General features: G+C 53.0%; 27 protein-coding genes. 25 read left to right on the top strand and 2 right to left on the bottom strand.

Features of this window, described 5'->3' with window-relative positions:
- Positions 1 to 46: 46 nt before the first annotated feature.
- The 23 genes from spoIIIAE (at position 47) to NYE24_RS09095 (ending at position 22,298) form a co-directional block, all read left to right on the top strand.
- Positions 47 to 1,342, top strand: a complete 1,296-nt coding sequence (gene spoIIIAE / locus NYE24_RS09205; protein ID WP_076154420.1) for a stage III sporulation protein AE — start codon at positions 47 to 49, stop codon at positions 1,340 to 1,342.
- A 24-nt stretch (positions 1,343 to 1,366) separates the two neighbouring features.
- Positions 1,367 to 2,167 (top strand): stage III sporulation protein AF, encoded by an 801-nt coding sequence (spoIIIAF, locus tag NYE24_RS09200; RefSeq protein WP_076154419.1) that lies wholly within the window; start codon positions 1,367 to 1,369, stop codon positions 2,165 to 2,167.
- A gap of 17 nt (positions 2,168 to 2,184) precedes the next feature.
- Positions 2,185 to 2,823, top strand: coding sequence for a stage III sporulation protein AG (gene spoIIIAG, locus NYE24_RS09195; protein WP_076154418.1), 639 nt, complete (start codon positions 2,185 to 2,187; stop codon positions 2,821 to 2,823).
- Positions 2,824 to 2,932: 109 nt separating this feature from the next.
- Positions 2,933 to 3,862 (top strand): SpoIIIAH-like family protein, encoded by a 930-nt coding sequence (locus NYE24_RS09190; RefSeq protein ID WP_342478509.1) that lies wholly within the window; start codon positions 2,933 to 2,935, stop codon positions 3,860 to 3,862.
- A gap of 277 nt (positions 3,863 to 4,139) precedes the next feature.
- The gene (accB, locus tag NYE24_RS09185; protein WP_076154416.1) at positions 4,140 to 4,649 is read left to right on the top strand and encodes an acetyl-CoA carboxylase biotin carboxyl carrier protein; all 510 of its coding nucleotides are present in this window, start codon (positions 4,140 to 4,142) and stop codon (positions 4,647 to 4,649) included.
- A gap of 56 nt (positions 4,650 to 4,705) precedes the next feature.
- Positions 4,706 to 6,049 (top strand): acetyl-CoA carboxylase biotin carboxylase subunit, encoded by a 1,344-nt coding sequence (gene accC / locus NYE24_RS09180; protein ID WP_076154415.1) that lies wholly within the window; start codon positions 4,706 to 4,708, stop codon positions 6,047 to 6,049.
- A 118-nt stretch (positions 6,050 to 6,167) separates the two neighbouring features.
- Positions 6,168 to 6,584 carry an Asp23/Gls24 family envelope stress response protein gene (locus NYE24_RS09175; RefSeq protein WP_036698392.1) on the top strand — a complete coding sequence of 139 codons (417 nt, stop codon included), beginning with the start codon at positions 6,168 to 6,170 and terminating at the stop codon, positions 6,582 to 6,584.
- Positions 6,585 to 6,656: 72 nt separating this feature from the next.
- On the top strand, positions 6,657 to 7,196 hold the full coding sequence (amaP, locus tag NYE24_RS09170; protein ID WP_076154414.1) for an alkaline shock response membrane anchor protein AmaP: 540 nt from the start codon (positions 6,657 to 6,659) through the stop codon (positions 7,194 to 7,196).
- A 15-nt stretch (positions 7,197 to 7,211) separates the two neighbouring features.
- Positions 7,212 to 7,445, top strand: a complete 234-nt coding sequence (locus NYE24_RS09165; RefSeq protein WP_342478508.1) for a DUF2273 domain-containing protein — start codon at positions 7,212 to 7,214, stop codon at positions 7,443 to 7,445.
- 238 nt (positions 7,446 to 7,683) lie between these two features.
- Positions 7,684 to 8,133: a transcription antitermination factor NusB gene (gene nusB, locus NYE24_RS09160; RefSeq protein WP_076154413.1), complete on the top strand. Its 450-nt coding sequence runs from the start codon at positions 7,684 to 7,686 to the stop codon at positions 8,131 to 8,133.
- A gap of 86 nt (positions 8,134 to 8,219) precedes the next feature.
- Positions 8,220 to 9,077 carry a bifunctional methylenetetrahydrofolate dehydrogenase/methenyltetrahydrofolate cyclohydrolase FolD gene (folD, locus tag NYE24_RS09155; RefSeq protein ID WP_036698383.1) on the top strand — a complete coding sequence of 286 codons (858 nt, stop codon included), beginning with the start codon at positions 8,220 to 8,222 and terminating at the stop codon, positions 9,075 to 9,077.
- A gap of 9 nt (positions 9,078 to 9,086) precedes the next feature.
- On the top strand, positions 9,087 to 10,460 hold the full coding sequence (xseA, locus tag NYE24_RS09150; RefSeq protein ID WP_036698381.1) for an exodeoxyribonuclease VII large subunit: 1,374 nt from the start codon (positions 9,087 to 9,089) through the stop codon (positions 10,458 to 10,460).
- Complete coding sequence (gene xseB / locus NYE24_RS09145) at positions 10,444 to 10,701, top strand: exodeoxyribonuclease VII small subunit (RefSeq protein ID WP_036698378.1); 258 nt, start codon at positions 10,444 to 10,446, stop codon at positions 10,699 to 10,701. Before xseA ends, xseB begins: the two co-directional genes overlap by 17 nt.
- Positions 10,688 to 11,635, top strand: coding sequence for a polyprenyl synthetase family protein (locus NYE24_RS09140; RefSeq protein ID WP_051493869.1), 948 nt, complete (start codon positions 10,688 to 10,690; stop codon positions 11,633 to 11,635). The genes xseB and NYE24_RS09140 overlap by 14 nt, the downstream gene beginning before the upstream one ends.
- Before the next feature lie 96 nt (positions 11,636 to 11,731).
- Positions 11,732 to 13,636, top strand: a complete 1,905-nt coding sequence (gene dxs / locus NYE24_RS09135) for a 1-deoxy-D-xylulose-5-phosphate synthase (protein WP_036698377.1) — start codon at positions 11,732 to 11,734, stop codon at positions 13,634 to 13,636.
- Positions 13,637 to 13,678: 42 nt separating this feature from the next.
- Complete coding sequence (locus NYE24_RS09130) at positions 13,679 to 14,569, top strand: TlyA family RNA methyltransferase (RefSeq protein ID WP_342479218.1); 891 nt, start codon at positions 13,679 to 13,681, stop codon at positions 14,567 to 14,569.
- A 117-nt stretch (positions 14,570 to 14,686) separates the two neighbouring features.
- Positions 14,687 to 15,163 (top strand): hypothetical protein, encoded by a 477-nt coding sequence (locus NYE24_RS09125; protein ID WP_036698373.1) that lies wholly within the window; start codon positions 14,687 to 14,689, stop codon positions 15,161 to 15,163.
- 26 nt (positions 15,164 to 15,189) lie between these two features.
- Positions 15,190 to 15,639: a transcriptional regulator ArgR gene (gene argR / locus NYE24_RS09120; RefSeq protein ID WP_036698370.1), complete on the top strand. Its 450-nt coding sequence runs from the start codon at positions 15,190 to 15,192 to the stop codon at positions 15,637 to 15,639.
- A gap of 49 nt (positions 15,640 to 15,688) precedes the next feature.
- Positions 15,689 to 17,416, top strand: a complete 1,728-nt coding sequence (gene recN / locus NYE24_RS09115) for a DNA repair protein RecN (RefSeq protein WP_036698368.1) — start codon at positions 15,689 to 15,691, stop codon at positions 17,414 to 17,416.
- Between the two features lie 114 nt (positions 17,417 to 17,530).
- On the top strand, positions 17,531 to 18,664 hold the full coding sequence (gene spoIVB, locus NYE24_RS09110) for a SpoIVB peptidase (protein ID WP_342478507.1): 1,134 nt from the start codon (positions 17,531 to 17,533) through the stop codon (positions 18,662 to 18,664).
- Between the two features lie 197 nt (positions 18,665 to 18,861).
- Positions 18,862 to 19,680, top strand: coding sequence for a sporulation transcription factor Spo0A (spo0A, locus tag NYE24_RS09105; protein WP_036698363.1), 819 nt, complete (start codon positions 18,862 to 18,864; stop codon positions 19,678 to 19,680).
- Between the two features lie 1,428 nt (positions 19,681 to 21,108).
- Positions 21,109 to 21,426, top strand: a complete 318-nt coding sequence (locus NYE24_RS09100) for a transposase (RefSeq protein WP_342477004.1) — start codon at positions 21,109 to 21,111, stop codon at positions 21,424 to 21,426.
- An 11-nt stretch (positions 21,427 to 21,437) separates the two neighbouring features.
- Positions 21,438 to 22,298: an IS3 family transposase gene (locus NYE24_RS09095; RefSeq protein WP_342479201.1), complete on the top strand. Its 861-nt coding sequence runs from the start codon at positions 21,438 to 21,440 to the stop codon at positions 22,296 to 22,298.
- 311 nt (positions 22,299 to 22,609) lie between these two features.
- Here NYE24_RS09095 and NYE24_RS09090 read toward each other — a convergent pair whose 3' ends face one another.
- Positions 22,610 to 23,560: a YafY family protein gene (locus NYE24_RS09090; protein ID WP_342478506.1), complete on the bottom strand. Its 951-nt coding sequence runs from the start codon at positions 23,558 to 23,560 to the stop codon at positions 22,610 to 22,612.
- Between the two features lie 129 nt (positions 23,561 to 23,689).
- Here NYE24_RS09090 and NYE24_RS09085 point away from each other — a divergent pair, with 129 nt between their 5' ends.
- Together NYE24_RS09085 and NYE24_RS09080 are read left to right on the top strand one after the other, a co-directional pair.
- Positions 23,690 to 24,043 (top strand): hypothetical protein, encoded by a 354-nt coding sequence (locus NYE24_RS09085; protein WP_342478505.1) that lies wholly within the window; start codon positions 23,690 to 23,692, stop codon positions 24,041 to 24,043.
- Entirely contained in the window at positions 24,036 to 24,905 is an 870-nt protein-coding gene (locus NYE24_RS09080; protein ID WP_342478504.1) for an NAD(P)-binding domain-containing protein, read from the top strand. Before NYE24_RS09085 ends, NYE24_RS09080 begins: the two co-directional genes overlap by 8 nt.
- 73 nt (positions 24,906 to 24,978) lie before the next feature.
- Here the strand turns inward: NYE24_RS09080 and NYE24_RS09075 are convergent, their stop codons facing one another.
- Positions 24,979 to 25,350 (bottom strand): hypothetical protein, encoded by a 372-nt coding sequence (locus NYE24_RS09075; protein ID WP_036698357.1) that lies wholly within the window; start codon positions 25,348 to 25,350, stop codon positions 24,979 to 24,981.
- Positions 25,351 to 25,439: the final 89 nt, after the last annotated feature.

Below are 25,439 nucleotides of genomic sequence, written 5' to 3'. Positions count from 1 at the left end.
ACAGCGGACATGCCGGACAAGTTGGAGTAAAGCGGAGGTGAGGGGAATGCAGGAGTATAGTATTTTTCGGCCGCCAAAAGGGGTAAAAGCGCTCCTGCTTCTGCCAGCCCTGCTGCTGGTGCTCCAGTTGCTTCTGCTGTGTGGAAGCACGGCAAGTGCCGCAAGTTCTGCAAGTGTTGCAGATGCTGCAAGTACGGCTCCGGTTCCTTCGTCCCCGGCTACAGGCGGCAGCGGAGGCCCGGCGTCTCCTGTTGACCAGTGGGTGAAAGGGCAGGTGGAGCATCTGCCAAAGGACAAAGTGGAGTCTTACTGGGACCAGCTAATGAAGGACTACGGTGGATTTTTCCCGGAGGGCCGGACACCTTCCTTGATGGATATGCTGCTGCCGGGGGATAAGGGCTTAAGCTTCAAAAGCGTATTGTCCGGCCTGATGAATTTCATGTGGCACGAGGTGCTCTACAACGGCAAGCTGCTGGTCACGATAGTGATGATCAGTGTGCTGAGCATGATTCTGGAGACACTGCAGACCGCTTTTGAACGGAAATCCGTCAGTAAGATCGCTTATATGCTCTGCTACATGGTGGTGCTTGTCATCGCCGTCAACAGCTTCAACGTTGCTATCGGGTATGCCAAGGATGCCATCGACCGGATGATCGACTTCATGATGGCTATGATTCCGCTGCTGTTCGCGCTGCTGGCCTCGATGGGCAATATCGTCACGGTGTCGGTAACCCACCCGCTGATTGTATTCATGATCCATACCGTAGGCACGCTGATTCATACGCTGGTCTTCCCGCTGCTGTTCTTCTCGGCGGTGCTGCATCTGGTGAGCGCCATGTCGGAGAAATACAAGCTGACCCATCTGGCCAACCTGCTGCGCAATATCGGGGCCGGGCTGCTGGGGGTGCTGCTGACGGTGTTTCTCGGCGTGATCTCCGTCCGGGGGATTACCAGCTCGGTTACAGACGGAGTGACTATACGCGCGGCCAAATATATAACAGGGAATTTCGTACCGGTGATCGGTAAAATGTTCGCGGATGCTACGGACACAGTCATCTCGGCCTCACTGCTGGTGAAGAACGCCATCGGGCTGTCGGGAGTGATCATTATCCTCTTCCTGTGCGCGTTCCCGGCAATCAAAATTCTGATCCTCGCCCTGATTTACAATCTTGCTGCCGCTGTCATGCAGCCGCTGGGCGAGACACCGATCGTGACCTGCCTGCAGACAATTGGCAAAAGCATGGTTTACGTCTTCGCAGCGCTGGCCGCCGTCTCGCTGATGTTCTTCCTGGCGGTAACCATTATGCTGACTGCGGGCAATGTGACCGTGATGATGCGATAGAACGAAATGACAAGGAGGTGCGCCATGTCCTGGCTCAGCAGTTGGCTCCATGAGCTGATTCTCGTCGTGCTGATGGCTGCATTCGTGGAGATGCTGCTGCCCAGTAAATCCATGGAACGCTACGCCAGGCTGGTGCTCAGCCTGCTGGTTCTGCTAACGATGCTCAGCCCGATAATCTCTCTGCTGAAGGGGGATGCGAGCAAGGAGTTGACCGTGGCGATGCAGCAGCAGGAACGAAGCGGAGGGCTACTAAGCGGAACGGGCGGCGCACCGGATTCGCTGGACAAGATTCTGGCAGACGGGCGGATGCTTGCTGCCGGAGCACGTGACCAGAGCCTGAAGCTGGCTGCCGAGGAAATCGCCGGCCAGATGCGCGACCAGATTGCCGGGAGCACCGGGCTCGGCGGGGTGAAGGTGACGGTGGCCCTGGCCATGGGCCCGAACCCAAATGCGCCGCTGGGCGAGGAGGTGCCGCTGATCTCCTCGGTCACGGTAGCTCTCCCGCCGGAGCAGAGCGCCTCTGGAGGCGCTGTCCCGGGCGCTGGTACTGCAGCCCACCCGTCAGCCGGGCCGATCCAGATTAACCCTGTGGAACCGGTCCAGGTCAGCCTGGAGGGCAGCGGCGGGGATGGTGAAGCGCAGGAAGCTGCTTCCTCAGGGGGTTCGGCTCCGGCGTCATCCTCTTCCGGGAGTGGAACGGAGGGGACGCAGGAGCCCCTGGCGGAGGAAGCCGGAACAATTATCAAGTTGCTGGAGCAGAACTGGAACCTGGACCCCACCCTGATCAAGGTGCAGAGCAGCGGGGCCGGTACCGTGAAATCATAAGAGGAGGCGGGCAATCAATGGGCAATTGGCTGAAAAAGCTGGAGCAGTGGGCCGGAGGCGGCAGCGGCAGCCCGAAGCGCAGCCACACCTTCCGCTGGCTTATCATTATCGGCCTGCTGGGTGTTGCGATCATGCTGTTCAACTCCTTCGTGAATGTGAAGAAGCTGGACAACGAGAACACGGGGCGTGAACCGCCGGACAGCGGGACCTCGCAGACCGTCCTGCAGCAGGAGGCCGGGAGCGCGAATTCTTTTGACAGCATCGAACTGGCGATGGAGAACCGCACGAAGGGGATTCTGGAGAAAATCGTGGGGGTCGGTACTGTAGATATCATGGTCACCGTAGATTCCACAGAGGAGATTATCGTGCAGCGCAATATGAATGACTCGCAGCAGCAAAGTGAAGAAACAGATGCCAGCGGCGGTAAACGCCATACCACCCAGTACACCAGGGACGGCCAGATCGTCACTTACAGCCAGTCAGGGAACGAGGCCCCGATCATCACCAAGCGGGTGAAGCCTCAGGTACGGGGAGTGCTGGTGGTCGCCAAAGGGGCAGAGAACAAGGTCGTGCGCAGTCTGATTGAGCAGGCGGTTGAAAAAGGGCTTAACGTTCCGGTCTACCGGATTTCTGTTGTCCCGCGCAAGCAGGAATAGGCATGTCTCAGGCAACCCCGGCATATGCTTTAACAGAAGAGGCTTGTACGATACACACGCGACACACACGACAAGAGGGCTGGCAACAAAATTATAGGAGGTATAAACAATGAAGGGCAAAAGACAAACGATTTGGCTGGTTTCTATGCTCAGTTTGATGGTAGTGCTCTCTGCATATTATCTGTTCACGGAAGATACGGGGGCTCCCATCCCCAAAGAAACCGCAGGCAGCATCCAGGTGGACACTATAAAAGACGGGACGGGCGGCGGAACCGCCACTACGCTTGACAGCGGACTTGTCATCAAAGAGGTCAGCACAGACAAAGGTATTGCAGTAGGAACCGTGGATGACAGCAGCAAGACCGTCAAGGATGAAGCAGCATCAACAGTGGCAACTGAAGACAGTACGACTCCGGCCGTGATAGATGACAGCAGTGTGGTTGCTGACAGCAGCAATACCGCTAAGGATACAACTGCTACAACGGATAAGGCAGCCACTACTACGGCTGATAAAGGCAAGGATACGGCTGGCAGCAAGGATACCAAGGAAAATAAGGACACTAAGGATACCAAGGACAGCAAAGACAGCAAAGACAGCAAAGATACGTCAGCCGCTGTAGACAAGACTTCGGCGAAGGATGATAAGGAAATCCTGGATGAAGTGGCTTCGCAGAGCGTATCGGCCAGCAGCCTGTTCACGAACTATCTGTACGAACGCGAGCAGAAGAACCTGAAGGACCACAATGATCTTATGGCACTGATTAACAATATGGATAAGACACCAGCCGAGAGTGCGGTTGCCCAGGAACAGCTTAACAAGCTGGAAGAGAAGGAATCCAAAATCACCGGGATTGAAGAAAAGCTTCAACAAAAATACGGTGAGGCCATTGTGAAAGAAGAAGCGGGTGACGCCTATACAATCGTGGTGCTCAGCGATAAGCTGGATGTGAAGCAGGCGGTTGGCATCGTGGATTTTGTAATGAAGGAACTGAGCGTTACCCAAGACAAGATTAAGGTCCAATACGTCTCGGAGCAGTAAGCCTGCTGAATATAATCAGGGAAAATAGAATAAAATGCCGAAAGAGCCCGGGCGCGTCCCAGGCTCTTTCCATTTCTAGCGTTTGTGATATAATACATAAAGTTATCGATGCATAGAAAAAGAAGATTACGCAGGTAGCGGTTACACAAGGTAGCGATTCAAGAGAATTACAGAGCAGACCCGCCTTACAGGTATGCTTGTCAGAACGGATATCGTATCCTGCTCAGCCTGCGTCCCAAAATGGCTTCGAGAGAAAGCTGAAGGAGTGAACTACCCAATGTTCAAGTTAAGTGAGATTAAGGAATTAATTCAATTGCTGGACCAGACTTCCTCCGTGCACGAGCTGGAGATTGAAAGCGAAGGTATGAAGCTGGCTATCCGTAAACCGGATCGCTCTGAAGCTGAAGGAACAGTAATTCAGGCGGTTCCTTATAACTACCCCTTTACGCCAGCCCCGCAGCCGCAAAGTCCGCAGTTCATTGCCCCTCCGGCTGTCAGTGAAGCTCCTGCTGCGGCGCAGCAGCCCGCAACCTCCGCTGAAGGCGCATTACATAAAATCGTCTCGCCGATGGTCGGGACCTTCTACAGTGCCGCTTCACCGGAGACGCCTTCCTTTGTTAATGTCGGAGACCGGGTAAATGAGAAATCCACGGTCTGCATCATTGAAGCGATGAAGCTGATGAATGAGCTGGAAGCCGAAGTGAAGGGCGAGATTGTCTCTGTCCTGGTTGAGAACGGGCAACTGGTGGAATACGGCCAGCCGCTGTTTCTGGTGAGAGCGGAATAATTGCCGCGAGAATGAGGAGGAGCTTGCAAGCTTCGCTAAACTTTGGGAGGAAATGCATGAACATTCAAAAAGTGTTGATTGCCAACCGCGGCGAGATTGCGGTCCGCATTATCCGGGCCTGCCGCGAGCTGGGTATTGCCACCGTGGCTGTCTATTCGGAACCGGACCGTGATTCCCTGCATGTCCGTCTTGCGGATGAGGCGTACTGTATCGGACCGATGCCCGCCAAGGACAGCTATTTGAACTTTACTAATATTATGAGCGTTGCTACGCTGACGGAATGCGATGCCGTTCACCCCGGCTATGGCTTCCTGGCGGAGAACGCAGATTTCGCCGAGATCTGTGAATCCTGCAACATTACCTTCATCGGTCCGTCGCCGGATGCAATTACGCGGATGGGCGACAAGGCCGTAGCCAAGGAGACGATGAAGCAGGCTGGGGTTCCGATTATACCGGGCTCCGAGGGGCTTGTCGGCGACATAGAAGAAGCGGTGATGCTGGGCCGGGATATCGGGTATCCGATCATCGTCAAGGCTACCGCAGGCGGCGGAGGCAAGGGCATCCGTATTGCCGAGGATGAAGAGTCACTGGTGAAGCAGATTACCGCAGCCCAGCAGGAGGCTCAGAAGGCCTTCGGCAATGCCGGGGTCTACCTGGAGAAATTCCTGACCGGCATGAAGCATGTGGAGATTCAGATCATCGCCGATAATCACGGCAACGTAGTCCATCTGGGTGAACGTGACTGCTCTGTGCAGCGCCGCCGCCAGAAGCTGTTGGAGGAAGCACCTTGCTCCATCCTGACACCGGAAACCCGTGAGGCGATGGGCCAAGCGGCTGTCCGTGCCGCGCATGCAGTTAATTACTCGGGGGCGGGCACACTTGAATTCCTGCTCGGGCCTGACGGCCAGTTCTATTTCATGGAGATGAATACCCGTATCCAGGTGGAGCATCCAGTGACAGAGATGGTTACCGGAGTAGATCTGATCAAGGAAATGATCTCTGTGGCGGAAGGTAACACTCTCTCCTTCACCCAAGAGGATATTGTCATCAACGGGTGGTCGATCGAGTGCCGGATCAATGCGGAGGACCCTGAACGTAATTTCATGCCGTCTCCCGGCAAAATAGGCTTCTATCTGCCTCCGGGCGGACTCGGTGTACGGGTGGACAGCGCAGCTTACCCCGGCTATACCATTTCACCTTTTTATGACTCCATGATTGCCAAGCTGATCGTCTGGGCACCGACCCGGGAAGAGGCTGTCGCCAAGATGAAGCGTGCACTGGCTGAATTTGCGGTGGAGGGCATACATACCACCATTTCATTCCACCAGAGACTGCTGGAGCATCCGGTGTTTTTGGACGGGAACTTCGATATCAAGTTCCTTGAGGAGTATGAAGTTTAGGACGGCTTCTCATGGTTTGTCATAAAGTTCGTCAAATGATATAGTATGTTTAATAATAGGCGTACTGCCCGCTTGAAGTGCCCCTACAACTTTTTTGCTGGAAAGGTGTGAAGTCCAAATGAGTACATTGCCGACAGAATTTGAACGTACGGAAATCGGTGAAATCCAGATCGCTCCAGAAGTGATCGAGGTTATCGCCGGTTTGGCAACCGTTGAGGTGAAAGGTGTGGCCGGAATGAGCGGCGGTTTCGCCGGCGGAATCGTGGAGCTTCTCGGACGCAAGAACCTGTCCAAAGGGGTTAAGGTTGAGGTTGGACAGCGCGAGGCTGCGGTGGATGTGTCCGTAATTATCGAATACGGCTACCGTCTTCCGGAAGTGGCTGCTGAAATTCAGCGCAATGTTAAGCGCTCCATCGAAACCATGACCGGTCTGACCGTTGTGGAAGTGAATGTGCATATTCATGATGTGCAGTTCAAAAGCAATACAAGCATTGACAAGAGCGAGGACACGGATGCGGTTATCCGCGTGAAGTAAGGGTTCAGTTCTTCCATAAACCCCCGACAGTGCGTCGAGGGTTTACCTTAATTTAAGGAGGTTGTGAGACTCGTGGCCAAAATTCTGGACAGGCTTCTGCTGTTCCTCTACAGCTTAAGCATTGGAATACTATCTGTAACTGCCATCCTCCTCTTAAGCGGTATCATCCCGGACAAGTATGAGATTTCGGACGGACCGGCGGTCTATATCGCTGCAATCTCGGTGGCGGTCATTCTGTTCCTGCTGAGCATCCGCTTCTTCTACATCTCCCTGCGCCGCGACCGCGCATCCCTGCCGTCTGTGGATCAGCGAACAGAATACGGGGATATTCAGATCTCGATGGAGACCATTGAGAACCTGAGTCTGAAGGCTGCGGGCAAAGTGAAGGGCATCCGCGACCTGAAATCACGCATCCGTGTCTCACAGGCGGGTCTTGAGATTATGATCCGGGCGGTCGTCGACGGCGAGCATTCGCTGCCGCTGCTAACTACGGATGTACAGCGCCAGGTACATGATTTCGTGCAGGAGACAACCGGAATTCCGGTTGCAGATGTGTCTGTATACATTGCTAACCTCACACAGGCACCAAGCTTCAAAAGTCGAGTGGAATAGAGGTGAGTTTCCCTTATGTCCTGGAGAGAAGTATGGGAAAGTCACGGGGGTAGAATTACCGGAGTTGCCTTCGGTGTCTTTCTCGGATTGATTTATCTGATTAGCGGTTTTTGGGATATGCTGTTCTTTGCACTGGTAGTGTTCATCGGATATACGTTCGGCAAACGAAAGGATACCGCGCAGGGTCCCCTGGTTCAATGGCAGGAGATCGCAGAGCGGCTGTCCGGACGCTGGCGTCCCTTCAAGTGAACCGCGATAGTCTTTCTCCCGGAAGCCTGGAACCCGTTACTTTGAGTTGCTGACCTGCGGAAGAAAGGCTGCGCGGTTTTTTTGCGGCTTAGGAAGCTGAATTCGTTTGAAATCCGCATTTAGGGAAATGTAAGTACTAGTATGGTCCGATTTCCGATGATTGTAGTTGAATTGCGTAACATCAAAAACAACAAAATAAACGAAAACAAGAATGAAAGTTAGTTCGTAGGAGGAACACATGAAGAGACGTTTAGCGAGAGAAATTATTGTACAAAGCCTGTATCAGATGGAAATGAACGATGTTGAGGTAACTGAAGCGGTTGAGATGCTGATTGAAGAAGCGGCGGATGAGAACGAAACCGAGCGCGTCATTACAGATGAGATTGAACTTAAGGCTTATGTAGTTACCCATGTTAACGGCGTGTGGGAGCACAAAATGGCGATTGACGATATGCTGGAGCATTACCTTAAGGGCTGGCAGATGAGCCGCCTGTCACGCGTAGACCGTCAGATTCTGCGTCTGGCTACCTTCGAGATGATCTTCGCCAGCGATGTGCCAGCCAAGGTGTCTGTCAATGAGGCGATTGATCTGGCCAAGCATTTCGGCACAGAAGATTCCGGTAAATTCGTGAACGGTGTCCTCGGTAAAATGATTCAGGATGTGGACACGCTTAGAGCTGAGCTGTAGTTCAGCTTCAGATTCGATTCAGATTGAGCAGCAAGCGGCAGTAACAGGCTTATAAGCCTTCAATAGACAATAGGGGAGAGACCTACATGACAGCAGCGATTATCAGCGGTAAACAGGTATCGGACGACATTCGGATCGGAATTGCCCGGGAGGTTGCAGACTTAGCAGAGCGCGGCGTGAAGCCGGGTCTGGCTGTCGTTCTGGTCGGTGAAGATCCGGCTTCCCAGGTCTATGTGCGCAACAAGGAGAAGTCCTGTATTGAACTGGGCTTCCATTCCGAAGTGCACCGGCTCGATGCTGCTACCACCCAGCAGGAGCTGCTGGCACTGGTGGCAGACCTGAACGGCCGCAGCGATATTGACGGCATCCTCGTTCAGCTGCCGCTTCCGAAGCATATTGAAGAGAAGGCTGTGATTGACGCCATTTCGGTGGAGAAGGATGTAGACGGCTTCCACCCGGTCAATGTGGGGAACCTCGTCATCGGGGATGACAGTCTGCTTCCCTGTACGCCTGCCGGGGTCATTGAACTGATCAAGCGGACAGGTACGGACATCTCCGGTAAGCATGCTGTTGTAATCGGCCGTAGTAATATTGTCGGCAAGCCTGTATCCCTGCTGTTACAGCGTGAGAATGCCACAGTAACCATGTGCCACTCGCGCACAGCGAATATGGCTGAGCTTAGCCGTCAGGCAGATATCCTGGTGGTAGCGATTGGCCGGGCTAACTTCATCGATGCCTCGTTCGTGAAGCCGGGGGCGATTGTGATTGATGTCGGCATGAACCGTCTGGATACAGGCAAGCTCGCCGGGGATGTGGATTATGAGAGTGCCCGGGAAGTGGCCGGGTTCATTACGCCGGTGCCGGGCGGAGTGGGACCGATGACGATCACTATGCTGATGAGCAACACGCTGATCGCGGCCAAACGCCGCCGCGGCCTGAAGTAGGCCGGACTTATGGCGGCAGAGCGGCAGATCTACTCCATCAAGGAGCTTAACAAATATATCCGCATGAAGCTGGATTCGGATGCGCTGCTGTCCGATGTATGGATTCGCGGTGAAATCTCGAATTTCACCCATCACGGAAGCGGGCATATGTATTTCACGCTGAAGGATGAGAGCAGCCGGATCAAAGCTATCATGTTCGCTTCGCATAACTCGCGGCTGCCGTTCGTGCCGAAGGAAGGCACGAAGGTAATCGCCAGGGGGAATGTGACCGTATATGAACGGGACGGGCAATACCAGTTCTATGCGACACATATGCAGCCTGACGGGATCGGCAGCCTGTATCTGGCTTACGAGCAGCTGAAAAGCAAGCTGGAGAAGGAAGGCCTGTTCGCAGCGGAGCGCAAGCGCCCGCTGCCGCAATTCCCGCGTTGCATCGGGGTTGTGACCTCCCCGACAGGAGCTGCTGTGAGGGACATCATCATCACCCTGCAGCGCCGTTATCCGCAGGTTGCGATTGTGCTCTACCCTGTACTAGTGCAGGGTAAGGGGGCTGGCCCGTCCATTGTACAGGCCATCCAGAACCTGAATGCTATGGGAGAGGCCGATGTGCTGATTGTCGGGCGCGGCGGCGGCTCCCTGGAGGAGCTGTGGGCCTTCAATGAAGAGGCCGTCGCCCGGGCGATAGCGGCCTCCGGGATTCCGGTCATCTCGGCTGTGGGCCACGAGACCGACTTCACGATCGCCGATTTCGCCGCCGATCTCCGGGCGGCCACCCCTACGGCAGCGGCAGAGCTCGCTGTGCCGAGCGCAGCCGAGCTGGCCGGGCAGCTGCGCATGGCCCGGCAGCGGCTGCGCCAAGCGCTGCTGCGCCGCTCGCAGCGCGGCGGCGAACGCCTCGCTGCGCTGCAGCGCTCGCTGGCGCTGGCCGGCCCCCGCCGGCAGCTGGCCCAGCACGCGCAGCGGCTGGATATGCTGCGCGCGGCCCTGCTCCGCGCAGCAGAGACAAGGCACAGCCGCGCGCAGGGGCGCAGTGCGCTGCTGCACCAGAGCTTGCAGCGCTTCCATCCGCTGAGCAGCGTCAGCGCTGCCCGCCGGCGCACGGATGGCCTCACCCGTGAGCTGACGGCGGCCATGCAGGCGCGCCTTGCAGATAAGCGTGCGCGGTTCGGGGCGGAGCTGCGCCATCTGGATGCGCTCAGCCCGCTTAAGGTCATGTCGCGGGGCTACAGCCTCGTGTATGACGAGAAGGAACAGCGTGTAATCAAATCGCTGAAGGAAGTAGAGCTTGGCGATGTGGTCAACATAAAGCTTAATGACGGACAACTAAACTGCCACGTATGGGGAATGAAGGAGGATGGCAAAGCGAATGGCGAAGGAAGCTGAACTGGATTTTGAGGGAGCCATGGAGCGCCTGGAGGGTATCGTGCGTGAGCTTGAACATGGTGACGTTCCCCTGGAGAAGGCGATTGATTTATTCCAGCAGGGAATGAAGCTCTCGCAGCTATGCGGCAGCAAGCTGGAGCAGGTAGAGCGCAAGATTGAGATGATCACCGTGGAGGATGGCGAACTGCGCAAGAAGCCGTTCGGCAGCCGGCTGGAAGGCGATAGCGATGAGTCATTCTGAGCTTGAGCCATCCGGCGGGGCGGCGGGGCCGCAGGGCCGCGAACCGCTGGAGCAGTATATAGCTGACGTTAGCAGCTGGGTTGCTGCTGCTCTAAGCGGGGTCGTACCAGAGCAGTGGGACGTCCCCCAGGTCCTAAGAGAGTCGATGGAATACTCGCTGCAAGCTGGTGGTAAGCGCCTGCGGCCGCTGCTCGTCACCGCCGCGTGCGAAGCGCTGGGCGGCAGCCGTGAAGCTGCGCTGCCTGTAGCAGCTGCGATTGAAATGGTGCACACCTATTCTCTGATTCATGACGATCTTCCGGCGATGGATAATGATGATTACCGACGCGGCAAGCTGACGAACCATAAGGTCTTCGGGGAAGCGATGGCCATTCTGGCAGGGGATTCGCTGCTGACCCATGCGTTCTACAGTGTGGTACAAGCCTCCCGTAAGCATGGGGTTCCGGCAGAGCGCGTGTTGTCCATCGTGGAGGATCTGGCTGAGATGGCAGGCCCGCGCGGTATGGTCGGCGGTCAGGTAGCCGATATGGAAGGCGAGCAGGGAATGACCGACCTGCAGCAGCTCCAGTATATTCATCTGCACAAGACTGGCGATCTGATGATCTTCTCCTTGCTTGCGGGCGGCAGAATCGCCGGTGCGAATGAGGGGCAGCTGGAGGCCCTGCGCCGGTTCGGCACACAGATCGGTCTGGCCTTCCAGATTCAGGATGATATTCTGGACCTCATAGGTGATGAGAGCAAGCTGGGCAAAAAGACCGGCAGTGATATCAAACAGCAGAAGGTGACCTATCCGTATTTCATCGGCCTTGAAGCTTCGCGCGAAGAGGTGAAGCAACTTACGGCTGCTGCGCATCTGGCGATCCTAAAAGGAGGGTTCCAGGACCCGTCCCGGCTGCTGGAAATTGCAGATTATTTGATGTCACGTGACCACTAAATGAAGATTCGGCAAACGGCTGTGTTTCAGCAGCCGTTTCGTTTGTGTTATAATGGGGTTTATATTTTACAACATCTAGGAAAGCGGGGAATACTCGTGCTGCTTCCACAAATAAATGATCCTCAGGAGCTAAAATCTTTATCAGTCGGGGAACTGGCTGCCCTTGCGGAGGAAATCCGCCAGTTTCTGATCGAGAAGCTGTCAGTAACAGGGGGACATCTCGCATCCAATCTGGGAGTCGTGGAGCTCACGCTGGCCCTGCATTACTGCTATGACAGTCCCCGGGATAAGATGATCTATGATGTAGGGCATCAAGCGTATGTCCACAAGATATTGACCGGCCGTCAGGACCGGTTCGATTCCCTGCGCAAGCAGGGCGGACTCTGCGGCTTCGTCAAACGTTCGGAGAGTGAGCATGATGTCTGGGAAGCCGGACACAGCAGCACTTCTCTGTCGGCGGCAATGGGCATGGCGATGGCCCGTGACCTCAAGGGTGAAGACAATAAGGTAATTGCCGTTATCGGCGATGGCGCCCTCACCGGCGGAATGGCCTTTGAAGCGCTGAACCATATCGGGCATGAGCGCCGCAAGCTCATGGTGATCCTGAACGACAATGAAATGTCCATTGCACCGAATGTAGGAGCGATGCATAACTATCTGAGCAAGATCCGTTCGGACCGTCATTATCTGCGGGCTAAGGACGAGGTCGAAGGCCTGCTGAAGAAAATCCCGGCCATCGGCGGACGTCTGGCGAAGACTGCGCAGAATGTGAAGGACGGTCTGAAGAACATGCTGGTACCCGGTGTTCTGTTCGAAGAACTCGGATTTACCTATCTTGGACCCGTGGACGGTCATGATCTGGAGAAGATGATCGACACCTTCCATCAGGCGGATAATGTATCCGGGCCTGTCCTGGTGCATGTCCTTACCACCAAAGGCAAGGGCTACAAACCGGCGGAAGTCGATTCCTATAAATGGCACGGAATTTCCCCTTACAAAATCGAATCCGGTCAGGTTCTTAAAGCAGTCGGCAATCCGATGTACACGGAAGTCTTCGGACAGACGTTAATCGAGCTGGGGCATCAGGATAAGCGGCTGGTTGCCGTAACACCGGCGATGCCGGGCGGCTCTGGACTATTCCCGTTCGCCAAGGAATTTCCGGACCGGATGATTGATGTCGGGATTGCGGAGCAGCATGCCGCCACCTTATGTGCGGCCTTGGCTATGGAAGGCATGAAGCCGGTATTTGCCGTCTACTCCACCTTCATGCAGCGCGCTTATGATCAGATCGTTCACGACATTTGCCGCCATAATGCTAATGTTATGTTCGCCATTGACCGTGCGGGCTTTGTCGGCGCAGACGGGGAGACCCATCAGGGCGTGTACGATATCGCTTTTATGCGTCATATTCCGAACATGGTGCTTATGATGCCGAAGGATGAGAATGAGCTGCGCCACATGATGAAGACGGCGCTGGACTATAATGAAGGACCGATTGCTTACCGTTATCCGCGGATTAACGGCACGGGTGTGGCTCTGGATGCTGAGCTGCACAGTCTGCCTATCGGCACCTGGGAACGTCTGCGTCCCGGAGAAGATTATGCCGTGCTTGCCTGCGGCCCGATGGTTCAGGTGGCCGAAGAGGCGGCGGAAGTGCTGAAGCGTGAAGGTATTCAGATCGGTGTAGTCAATGCGCGCTTCCTGAAGCCGCTGGATAATACCATGCTGCTTGATCTGGCACATGCCGGAACGGGTATGGTGGTGCTGGAAGAAGCGAGCCAGGCCGGCGGCCTTGGCAGTGCGGTGCTGGAGTTCTTTGCAGAGCATGAAATATATGATGCACATGTTCACCTGATGGGAGTGCCGGATATTTTCGTCGAGCATGGGTCCATCAAGGAGCAGCGGCAGGAGACCGGGCTTACCGTTGAAGCCGTATGCGCACGTATTAAGTCAATGAAGGGGCTCAGCACTTATACCTATAAGTCAACCTCTACCTCGTAAGGGCAGGGGCGGAGGGCTGACCGAAGTGATCGGGAGATGAACATGGAACACCCTAAGGAACGAATTGATGTGCTGTTAGTGGAGCAAGGCTTCTACGACAGCCGTGAGAAGGCCAAGGCTGCCATCATGGCGGGCCTGGTGCTTGCGAACGAAGAACGGATTGAAAAGCCGGGGATGAAGGTGCTCCGCAGCTCTGTCCTCAGAGTCAAGGGAGCACTACACCCCTATGTCAGCCGCGGCGGCTTGAAGCTGGAGAAGGCCTTACGGCAGTTCGGCATCGGGCTGACCGGCCGCAACATGCTGGATATCGGCTCCTCAACAGGAGGCTTCACCGATTGTGCGCTTCAGAACGGCGTGGCCCATGTGTACGCGATCGATGTGGGACATAACCAGCTCGACTGGAGCCTGCGTAATGATGATCGGGTAACCGTAATGGAGCAGACCAACTTCCGTTACATGACCCCGCCAGATTTGAAGGGACCGGTACCTGACTTTGCAAGTATCGATGTCTCCTTCATTTCACTGAGAATCATCCTGCCGCCGCTTATGGCGCTGCTGAACCGTCCTGCTGATATCGCTGCGCTGATTAAGCCGCAGTTCGAAGCCGGCCGCGAGAAGGTGGGCAAGTCTGGAGTCGTGCGCGAACCGGCTGTTCACCGGGAGGTGCTGTTAAACGTACTGACCATGGCAGCCGAACTGGGCTACACGCTTGCAGGACTGACGTATTCCCCTATTACCGGGGGGGAAGGTAATATCGAATTTCTGGCACACTGGAAGCTGCTGCCTGCTGAGGCTGCGGAGCAGCCTTCAGCGCAGGAGACTTCTGCGGCTGAAGCACAGCCGAATAATTTCGCCGCGCTTGCCGACTCCGTCATTAAGGAAGCGAATGCAACCTTCAGCGCTGCGGGCCATGGAAACTCATCGAAGAGATGAGTTTCTTTTGCTGCAAAGATAACAATTTTATAGGTCTCCCCGAACCGGAATTAGCGGCAGATTGTCGGCCAGAAGCAGGATTTTACCCGCCGGCACGCGAATAGATTCACCGAGGTGATGGGAGTGGCGAGCTCGGACAAGGCTGTAGTGGCACTTATAGGACTGGCGGCGGCAATCTTTATCCTTTATAGAATCTATATTTGGCTGCAGGGGTCCCCGGGTTCCTTCATGAAGGACCGGGTGCCGATCAACAAGGTCATTCAGTCCCATCCATCCATCGCTCTGCTGGAGGATGCAGGGTATGAGGTCATCGGCGGGAAGCTGAAGATTCCGCTGTCTTTTCAGGTGAATGGGGCACCGATGTACAGCAGGCTGTTCATTGATTACGTAGCCACCAGGAATGAGGAGCATTACTATCTGGTCATCCTGTCCCGCCCCCGCAAGGAGCTTGAATTCACCGGCAGCGGACTCCGGGACTACATCCTCCCCTATCTGCTGATCTACCCGGATTGCAGCGGGGTACTCTATGTGGATACGGTGACTTCCAACATTCATGTAATTAATTTCGGCAAGGACGACGGAGAATCCAGTTAAGCACTATATAAATACGGGAGGCAACAATGAAGGGACACAGGCATATCAAGATTAGAGAAATTATCTCGCAAAAGGAAATCGAAACCCAGGATGATCTGGTGGAGGCGCTGCGGGAATCGGGTTTTCAAGTCACCCAGGCTACCGTATCCCGAGATATCAAAGAATTGCTGCTGATTAAGGTACCGATGGATGACGGACGTTACAAGTATTCCCTGCCCACCGACCAGCGTTACAACCCCACCCAGAAGCTGAAGCGGGTGCTGGTGGACAACTTTGTACAAATCGACTATTCCGCGAATCTTGTGGTCATGAAATGTCTGCCGGGAACGGCCAATTCTGTGGCTGCGCTGATTGACAATATCGACTGGCCGCAAATTATGGGTACGATCTCCGGAGACGACACCATCCTGATTATCTGCCGCCAGCCGGAGGACAGCAAGGACGTCATTTCACAAATTATGGGCTATATATCGTAGTTCTGCCTGCGGGCAGACAGGCAATCATCTTGTCGGAGGTGCTGTATTCGTGTTAGAGACATTGTCTATACGCAATCTGGCCGTGGTTGAGGCGGTGGATGTGCATTTTTATCCGGGGTTCCATGTCCTTACAGGGGAGACCGGTGCCGGGAAATCAATTATCATCGATGCGCTCGCACTTATTGCCGGGGGACGCGGTTCTGCTGACTCCATCCGGTACGGGTGTGAGAAGGCCGAAATGGAAGCGCTTTTCAGTCTGCCGGGAAGCCATCCGGTCTGGGATACGCTGGAGCGGCTGGGCATTGGGGCAGAACGTGAGGAGCATCTGGTGATCCGCCGGGAGATTACCTCCCAGGGCAAGAGTACTTCGCGCGTGAACGGTCAGATGGTCAATCTGAGCATGCTGCGCGAAATCGGGGAGCAACTGGTCAATATTCATGGACAGCATGAGCATCAGAACCTGTTGAAGGCTGAACGTCACCTGGGCCTGCTGGATACCTATGGGGAAGCGGTGATCGGACCGCTCAAGGCAGATTATCAGGAGAAATATACAGCCTTCGCCAAAGTGGAAAAAGAACTTCGGGAACTTCAGGAATCCAGCCAAAAGGCGTATCAGATGCTGGATTTGTACCGTTTTCAGCTGGAGGAAATTTCTGCTGCGGGACTAAAACCGGGAGAAGATGAATTACTTGCCGAAGAACGGGTAAAACTATCCCACAGCGAGAAAATGATGGATTCAGTATCCGGCGCATACGAGCTGCTGTATGACAGGCAAGGGCTGGAGTCCATTGGTAATGTAATCTCCAGGCTTGAAGATGCGGTGCGGTATGACGAAAAAGGTCTGCGGGCAGTCTTCGAGCAATTGCAGTCGGCGTATTACCAGCTGGAGGATGCGGCGTTTCAGCTGCGCGACTACCGTGAAGAGATCGAATTCAATCCGGCGCGGCTGGATGATATTGAGAACCGTCTGGACCAGATTACTGGCTTGCGTCGTAAATACGGGGATAGCGTAGAGCAGATTCTGGAGTATTATCAGCAGATTGAGCGGGAGACGGATCTTCTGGAGAATAAAGACGAATATATCCTGAAATTAACGGCCAAACGCGATGGTCTGCTTCATATCTTAATGGAGTCAGCCGAAGCTCTGAGCGGAGCGCGGCGGCAGTGTGCGACGGATCTTGCTTCACAGGTCGAGGGAGAGCTGAAGGATCTGCAGATGGAACGGACCTCACTCCAGGTGAAGATGGAGACGCTCGAAGATCCGCGCGGCATGGAGTATCAGGGACGGCGGTACCGTCTGACCCGGCAGGGGATCGACAGCGCTGAATTCATGATCTCCCCGAATCCCGGCGAGCCGCTGCGTCCGCTAGGCAAGATCGCCTCCGGTGGAGAGCTATCGCGGATTATGCTGGCAATGAAGAGTATTTTTGCGCGGCATGATGCGATTCCAGTCCTTATCTTCGATGAGGTGGATACCGGGGTCAGCGGACGTGCGGCCCAGTCCATCGCGGACAAGCTGTATAAGCTGTCCTCCACCTGCCAGGTGTTCTCCATTACCCACCTGCCGCAGGTGGCCTGTATGGCGGATCATCAATACCTGATTGCCAAAAAAGTCGAAGACGGACGCACGATGACTGAGGTGGACTCCCTCTCGGCCGAAGGCCGCGTAATGGAGCTGGCCCGGATGCTGGGCGGTGTGGAAATTACCGAAAAAACATTGCATCACGCACAGGAGATGCTGGGTCTGGCCGAGGCCAGCAAGGCAGCTGCAAGCTAAGCGGGACAATGATTGACAGTAATAAAAGCCTGGGGGCAAGGTTATCTTATAGGTACGCAATTGGCGACCACCTTTTTCGTCAAGCGAAAGAAGCAAAAGGGAGTGTGACAGCCATTGAAGCCTAACCTCAGGAAGTTAATGCCCGGCCTTTTATTTGCCTTCTTTCTCAGTTTATCAGGCATAACGGGACCCTCACAGATCCACGCAGCACCGCTTGAACATCAGCCGCTTACGGCGGTACAGGGAACCGAGAATGAACTTAAGGTCATCCCCGGAGGTCAGACGATTGGCGTGAAGGTGAAGTCGGCAGGCGTGCTGGTTGTAGGTCATCATCTGATTGAAGTATCGGAGCAGTCCAAGATTTCACCCGGCGAGAATAGCGGCATCCTGCCCGGCGATCTCATGATCTCCATCAACGGGGTGAAGCTGGACGAGGTATCGAAGGTAGCAAGGCTGGTCGAAGAGGCCGGCAAAAGCAATGATTCCTTAAGCATCATCTACAAACGCGACGGTAAAGAGCACACAGCTCAGCTGAAGCCCGCGTATGACCGCACAGACAAGGTATGGCGGCTCGGGCTCTACATCCGTGATTCCGCAGCAGGTGTAGGGACACTCACTTTCTATGCCCCGAAGCAGGGTGTGTACGGGGCCCTTGGGCATGTCATCACTGACATGAACACAGGTACGCCGATTGTGGTCGGCAGCGGGCATATCGTGCAGTCCAGCGTCACTTCGATCTCCAAGAGCCAGGATGGCGATCCGGGGGAGAAACGGGCTCGTTTTCTGAAAGAAAGCCAGGTTCTCGGGAATGTGGAGAGTAACACGGATTTCGGAATATTCGGTAAAATGACCCGTAATCCTGAGCACAGCCTGTATCAGGAGCCGATTCCGGTGGCCATGAGCACTGAAGTGAAGGAAGGTCCCGCACAGATTCTTACTGTCGTCGATGGTCAACAGGTCGAACGCTTCAACGTAGAGATCATCCATGTCGCCCGTCAGCAGACCCCTGCTACGAAGGGCATGGTGCTGCGCATCACCGACCCCCGTCTGCTCGATAAGACCGGAGGGATTGTCCAGGGGATGAGCGGTAGCCCGATTGTCCAGAACGGCCGTCTGATCGGTGCAGTGACCCATGTATTCGTCAATGATCCCAAGTCAGGGTATGGCTGCTTCATTGAGTGGATGCTTAGGGACTCCGGTGTGGTTCAACAGGATCAGGAGCTTCAATACAATCTTAAGGCGGTTTAGCCTTAAGATTTTTTTGTCGAAGGGCAGCGATTATCCTCGAAACCTGAAATAAAATATTCAATTATAAATCAACACCGAAAAAAAATAAAGAAAAATAATTTTCGACAGAAGGATATTCAAATCTGATGTCGAAAGTTATAGGGAGAGAAGATGATCATTATTTTCTGAATAGCAGATATATAAGGAGGAAGCAGCCAGTGCAGAATATTGAAGTGTTGTTGGCCGATGATAACAGGGAGTTCACGAACTTGCTCGCAGAGTACATTACTGAACAAGAAGATATGACCGTGACAGGCATTGCCTATAATGGGGAAGAGGTACTACAGATGCTCAGCGGAGCACGCAAGATCCCTGATGTCCTTATTCTTGATATCATTATGCCGCATCTGGACGGCCTCGGCGTACTTGAACGCCTGCGTGATATGGATCTGAACCCGCAGCCCAAGATCATTATGCTGACCGCTTTCGGCCAGGAGAATATTACGCAGAGAGCCGTTCAGCTTGGAGCCTCTTATTATATTCTGAAACCGTTTGACATGGAGGTTCTGGCGAACCGTGTGCGCCAGCTGGTCGGTACGCAGGGCAGCATGAGCACTTCCGGTAACATGTCCGGCTATTCTTCTTCCAGATCTTCCAGTAATGTGGTTCCGCTGTCCAAGGGCAAGAACCTGGATGCGAATATTACGTCAATCATTCATGAAATCGGCGTCCCTGCACATATCAAAGGCTACCAGTACCTGCGTGAAGCCATCACCATGGTCTATAACAACATTGAGATCCTTGGTGCCATCACCAAGACGCTGTATCCGGCTATAGCCGAGAAGTTCAAGACCACGCCTTCCCGCGTAGAACGCGCCATCCGCCACGCGATTGAAGTCGCCTGGACCCGTGGCAATATCGACAGCATCTCCCACCTGTTCGGCTATACCATTAATATCTCCAAATCCAAGCCAACTAACTCGGAATTTATTGCCATGGTCGCCGACAAGCTGCGGATTGAGCATAAGGTGTCTTGAAAGGGTTAGGGGTAGGAATAGCATAATAATAAATACCACTTGCTAATGGGAAATTGTATTCCCCAATAGCAAGTGGTATTTTGTTTCACTGAACCCAGGTCCGATATACACGAAAAGCCGATCATATTCGGCGCTGCTGCGATGATGTAGAGGCCTAACTCCACAGCCCGTAAGATTTCAGGGAAATCCTTCAAGAAGTGCAGCAATGCTGCCTAATCGAAGCAACCTTTGTTGAAATCCTGCATGAATAGCAACAAACCGAGCACTAACGTGCTTTAAACACCAGATTTCCTGCAAATGATGCAACAATGTGCGGTAGCCAGTAACATTTTATAGAGGAATCCTGCAAGAAGTGCAACAATGAGGCTCCATACAGTGGTCGGTGAGAAAAACTCTCAGAAATGGATATTGTTCTTCTTCACAAAAATATAGAAGCCCATCGCGGGCTTCAGTTATATTGTTACGTTGTATTTGTCTAGGATGATCCTGAGGCAGTCGCCATTGAGTAACAGCCTCGTTTGCGGTCATGACTTGCGTGTGAGTCTGTAAACGCCTGTTAAAAGCGAATACAGTGCAACGAACGAGATAATAGCTATATAGTAAGGATTGGATTGAACCACGAAAATCAAAGGTATCATGATGATGAATATTGACAATCGTAATGTGCCTTCACGTTTAGATTTAGACATTGAATACACATCCTTCTAAGCTATAGTGAAATAAATGAATTGGTCTTTTAGATTGACTATATGCAACGTTACTTTAAACAGTATCAGCTGGAAAGTATTATATATCAATGCTAGTGAAGCTCGTCAACTGAATAAATAACAAATCAAGCCACTCCTTCATTCGAATGGCTTTTTTAGTTTATAATGAAGGGATAAGCAAAGGGGGTGGGAGAAATCATAGCGCAGATTCTTTTAGGGATCTGGATGCTCACACAGGCAGTTTGTCATTTTTTTGGACTTGATGTGTTCCTTCGGCAATCCGTTAGGAATAGTTTGAGTAAGGAGGAGCGGGCATCTTTCCAAAGAGGGATGGTCTTGCCCTATCTCGTATTAGGGATGACTTTTATTGGAATGGGGATTGTTGAGCGTAAGGCGATCCTGTCCATGCCGCTTTTCCTGGGACTCTATATTATATTGTGTGCGGCGTCCTTGGCCGGGGTATTGAGGAATAACAAAAAGCACTTGGGCTATTATATGTGGTGAATCTATAGCAGCTAGTACCTTATCGGATTTAACATCTTTTTTCCAAGCGGGCCTTGTTCTTCAGGGGGGGTTGGCTTAGCGTAACGGACTGAGGTGCTCTTCTTTGGGAAGAAAGTCGCCAATTGGGCGAGTAACGGACTCCATGCAATTAGAATAAAAAGTGGACGCCACGTTAAGAGACACTGGATAATAGGCTTAACGAAGGAAGGTGTCCAATGTGGGGGAACGACGGCAACGATACAATGAAGAATTTAAGAAGCAGACGGTGAAATATGTGCAGGAGCAGACCAAGAGTATAGGGGATATCTGTGAGGAGCTGAATATCCCCAAGAGTACAATTCACCAATGGATCTCTCAGTACCGCCAATTCGAGCAGGAGGCCATTCACCATCCGGAGAAAATGCGTCAGATTGAACAGACGCTTAAGGATGCCGAAGCGGAGAATCACCGCAAAGAACGTGAAATCGAGGACCTGAAAGAAGAACTGGCCATTCTAAAAAAGGCGCTGCACATCTTCAGCAAAGAAAAGAACTAAGGTTCCAGTTTATCGAAGATCACCGCTCGGATTTTCGATTGGAGAAGATGTGCAAGGTCCTAAAGGTATCCCGAAGCGGGTACTACAAATGGCGTGCGGCAGAGCAGCCGGTACGCCTCGAGCGAAAAGAGAAGCTGATTCAGCGTATTCGGTGGTATCACCAGGATTCAGGGGGCACCTACGGCAGCCCAAGGATTCATCGGGAACTCCAAAAGGAGGGCTGGAAGGTCTCCGAGCGTACCGTCGGCCTGTTCATGCGCGAGCAAGGGATACGTTCGTGTATGGCCCGTAAATATCGGGTCACGACCACGGATTCGAATCACAATCTGCCGATCGCGCCCAATGAACTGAAGCAAGACTTTTCGGCCACAAGGCCAAATGAAAAATGGGTGGCCGATATTACGTACATTCCATGTCGCCAAGGCAAACTCTATTTGGCGAGTATTCTGGACCTGTATACGAAACAGATTGTGGGGTGGAAGCTCAGTGACCGGATGACCACAGATCTGGTTCTAGACGCCCTCAAGCAGGCCTACAAGGCGAAAAAGCCTGGGAAGGACCTGATACACCACTCCGACCGAGGATCTCAGTATGCCTCCAAGGATTACCGGAAACAGCTCCAAACCTATCGTATGAAAGCGAGTATGAGCCGCAGGGGCAACTGCTACGATAATGCTTGTATAGAAGCGTTCCACAGCATTCTGAAGCGCGAGTTGATTTACAGTCATCCAAAGTTTAAAACCATGGAAGAGGCATACCAAAAGCTATACTGGTATTTGGAGTTGTTTTACAACCGTAAGCGTTCCAACAGTACTCTGGGATACATGTCGCCAGTGCGTTTTGAGCAACTTTACTACCAGACAGTCGTTTAATTGGGCGTCCACTTTATTGACAGAAGAGCACCACAGGCCTTATCCTTTGCATTTCAGCTCCGAAACGTCTCCTAGAGAGACTATAAGGTCCACTGAGTCCGTTAAGCTGCAAAAAGTGGCGATTTCGCGGGGATAAGATCTCTCCGGTCCATTAGATTTTGGGTGGATAGGGTTTAACAAGCGTATCCATCCTTTTTAATCTGATGCTCTACTGGTAGTTCAGCAGTTTTAAACGTGTGAAAATTACTTTGTCGGAGACTGCGGTGCAGCTCCGGCTCTTTGCTTGTGACAGCAGCAGAATCGTTTCTGCTTCAGCTCCTGTATTGATTCGATAATTCCTGCAGCAGTCTTCCTATTTGTCCTCGCAGAGCCGCAGGCTGGCGTACATGGGCCTCCAATCCGAATCCCAGAAAAAAATGGGCTGCCCAATTCAGATAGGACTCACTTATGTGCGTATCTATAATGCCTGAACCATCCTCATGCACTTCAATCGACTGGGACAGCCATATCTCAGATTGACAGCGTCTAACGCCCTCAGGTGTCAGCTCCACTACGAGCTCCACCAGATCCCTATCCTCCATCTGCATCACCCAATGGCGAATATTGGCCTCCTCGGACGTAATATTGTAGGTCAGATTGTTATCTGCCGCTGGTTGACACGTTTTCACCCGATCTACACGAAAGACCCGCATATCCTTGGCTACCCCGCAATACGCCCGGCAATACCACAACCCATTCACTGTATACACACCAAGAGGTAGAATGTCTCGCTCACTCCGTTCCTTGGCTTCATAAACAATATGGACGGTCTGTTGCTCCAAAGCCGCTTCCAGTAAGTCTATTAGACAAGGAAGGTCCAGATCATGGGGAGGTATCCAGAACACCAGACGCTCTTGCATCCGCTGAATCGCTGCTTTCCTGTCCGCTGTCATGTAATGCATGAATTTTTGCAGTGCGGTGTTGACCTCATCGTCGAACGGGAGGGATTTATAGTTCTGAAGTGACTGGCAGGCAAAAAACAAAGCCATCGCCTCATGCTCAGTGAAGCTGATCGGCGGAAGTACCTTTTCGCGCAGGACGCGGTAGCCCCCGTGAGCCCCCGGTTGGGAATACAGAGGCACTCCCAGCTCACTCAACTCCGTCAGATCGCGGATCATGGTCCGCCGGGATACGCCGCACTCGTCAGCTAACTCCTGTATTGTAAATTTCCTGCGTTCATTCACCAGCATAATTAATTGGATGAGGCGTTGTGCTTTGTTCACTTTCATACTCCCTTGGGAATTAAGTTTGGAATAGTGCCATGGTTTGGCACTATTCTTCTTTATACTAAACCATATTAGTGAAGTCAAGCCTACGACACAGCTAACAATAACCTTAGAGGAGCAACGGACATGACACAAGCAACAATGCCTTATGTACTGGAATTGGTTGTATTTCATTTAAAGGAAGACACAAACGAGGCCAGTTTCCTCGAAGCTTCACGGACCTTAACCCAATTTCTGCACACCCAGATTCCCGGTTTCCAGTCCCGGAATCTGATGCATACGGCAGACCATAACCAATGGACCGATATGATCTGCTGGTCGACAATGGAAACGGCGCTGGCAGCGATGGAAGAGCTTCATTCTTCACCGGAGTTTCGGGATTTTGCCGGGATGATCGACTCACAGAGTATTCAAATGCTGCATCTCACTGCGGCAGAGTCCGCTTCGGGAAATCCTGAGGAGGGCTCAGCTCATGCATAAAGTTACTGTGATTGGCCTCGGAGCCATGGGAGCAGCCATTGCCGCAGTACTGGTAGAGCAGAATTACCAGGTTACGGTATGGAACCGCACTCCCTCAAGAGCAGATTCACTTATCCGTCGCGGAGCTGTTCTCGCTTCCAGTGCAGCTTCAGCCGTAGCTGCCAGTCCGATCACGATCATCTGTTTAGCCGATTACGGAGTATCCACAAGTATCTTGAACCAGGAGTCGGTAAAGTCCGCTCTGGCCGGCCGTGTGCTCATTCAGCTCAGTACCGGAAGTCCGCAGCAAGCCCGTGACCTTGAAGCGTGGACCACTAGACTGGGGGCGGCTTATCTGGATGGAGCTATTGTGGCCTCACCACCGCAAATGGGTAGCGCAGGAGCTACAATCTTCGTCTCGGGGAGCATGAGTACTTGGCGACAAAGTGAGTCGCTTTTACAAAAGCTAGCCGGAAACGTTTCTTATCACGGTGAACAAGTCAGCGCAGCAGCTTCCACCGACTTGGCCTTCCTGGCCTATCTATTCGGCTCTTATCTGGGTTTTTTCCACGCGGCACGCATTCTAGAAACGGATGAATTATCTGTTGAGGCTTTTGGTGCAATGATTGCCCAGGTATCGCCGGTGATCGGTGAGGTGATGAAATATCAGGGCACGGTCATCCAGAACAACGCCTACAGTCAACCCTTAAGCTCGCTTCAAATGTCCATGACAAGCATTGAACTGCTTACGCTGCAGGCACGTGAATCAGGCATCAATAACGAATTCCCGAGGTTTGCAGAGAATCTCTTCCACAAGGCCCTTCATGCTGGCTATGGGAGCGAGGAAGTCGCAGCTTTGGTTAAGGTACTACGCCAAGAATAATTATGTAAAAGAAACCGACCAAGCCATTCCTTGGTCGGTTTTGTTATAAATATAAGCTTATATTTCATATACCTTAATTAACGGACTGGTTGCCCAGGCTGCTAAGGTAAGCATCGGCTTCTTGATATGTAGGGTAATGCACGGCGAATTTGCCGAACAGTCTTTTCATTTGCATTTTCCAGACCGGGGAGTCTGCAACGTATACCCAGCCGCCTACCCCTGCTTCTATCGCTCGGTCACCGGTCGGGGCGAGCATTGCGGCTACTTCAGGCGCTAGCACAGTTGGGGAACCTGTCACATCGGTTACTCCGGTAAAGCCCGGCTTCAGCTGCTTCAGAGCATTTTCAAAATCTGCTATGTAGGCGGGTACATCACTCTCAGTCAGGCCGTAGGCTTTGACGATTACCTGGTTTTTTGCAATATTGACTTCCATTGTGTAAGACATGAACATTCCTCCAATTGTGGTATTAAGTTTACATTAGTTAATATCGGATAAGATCGGGGTGTATTTGAGAGAATAAGGAAAACGGATCG

The sequence above is a fragment of the Paenibacillus sp. FSL H7-0350 genome (assembly GCF_038593195.1).
Lineage (GTDB): Bacteria > Bacillota > Bacilli > Paenibacillales > Paenibacillaceae > Paenibacillus_AQ.
This window is presented reverse-complemented; position numbering and strand designations above follow the sequence as displayed.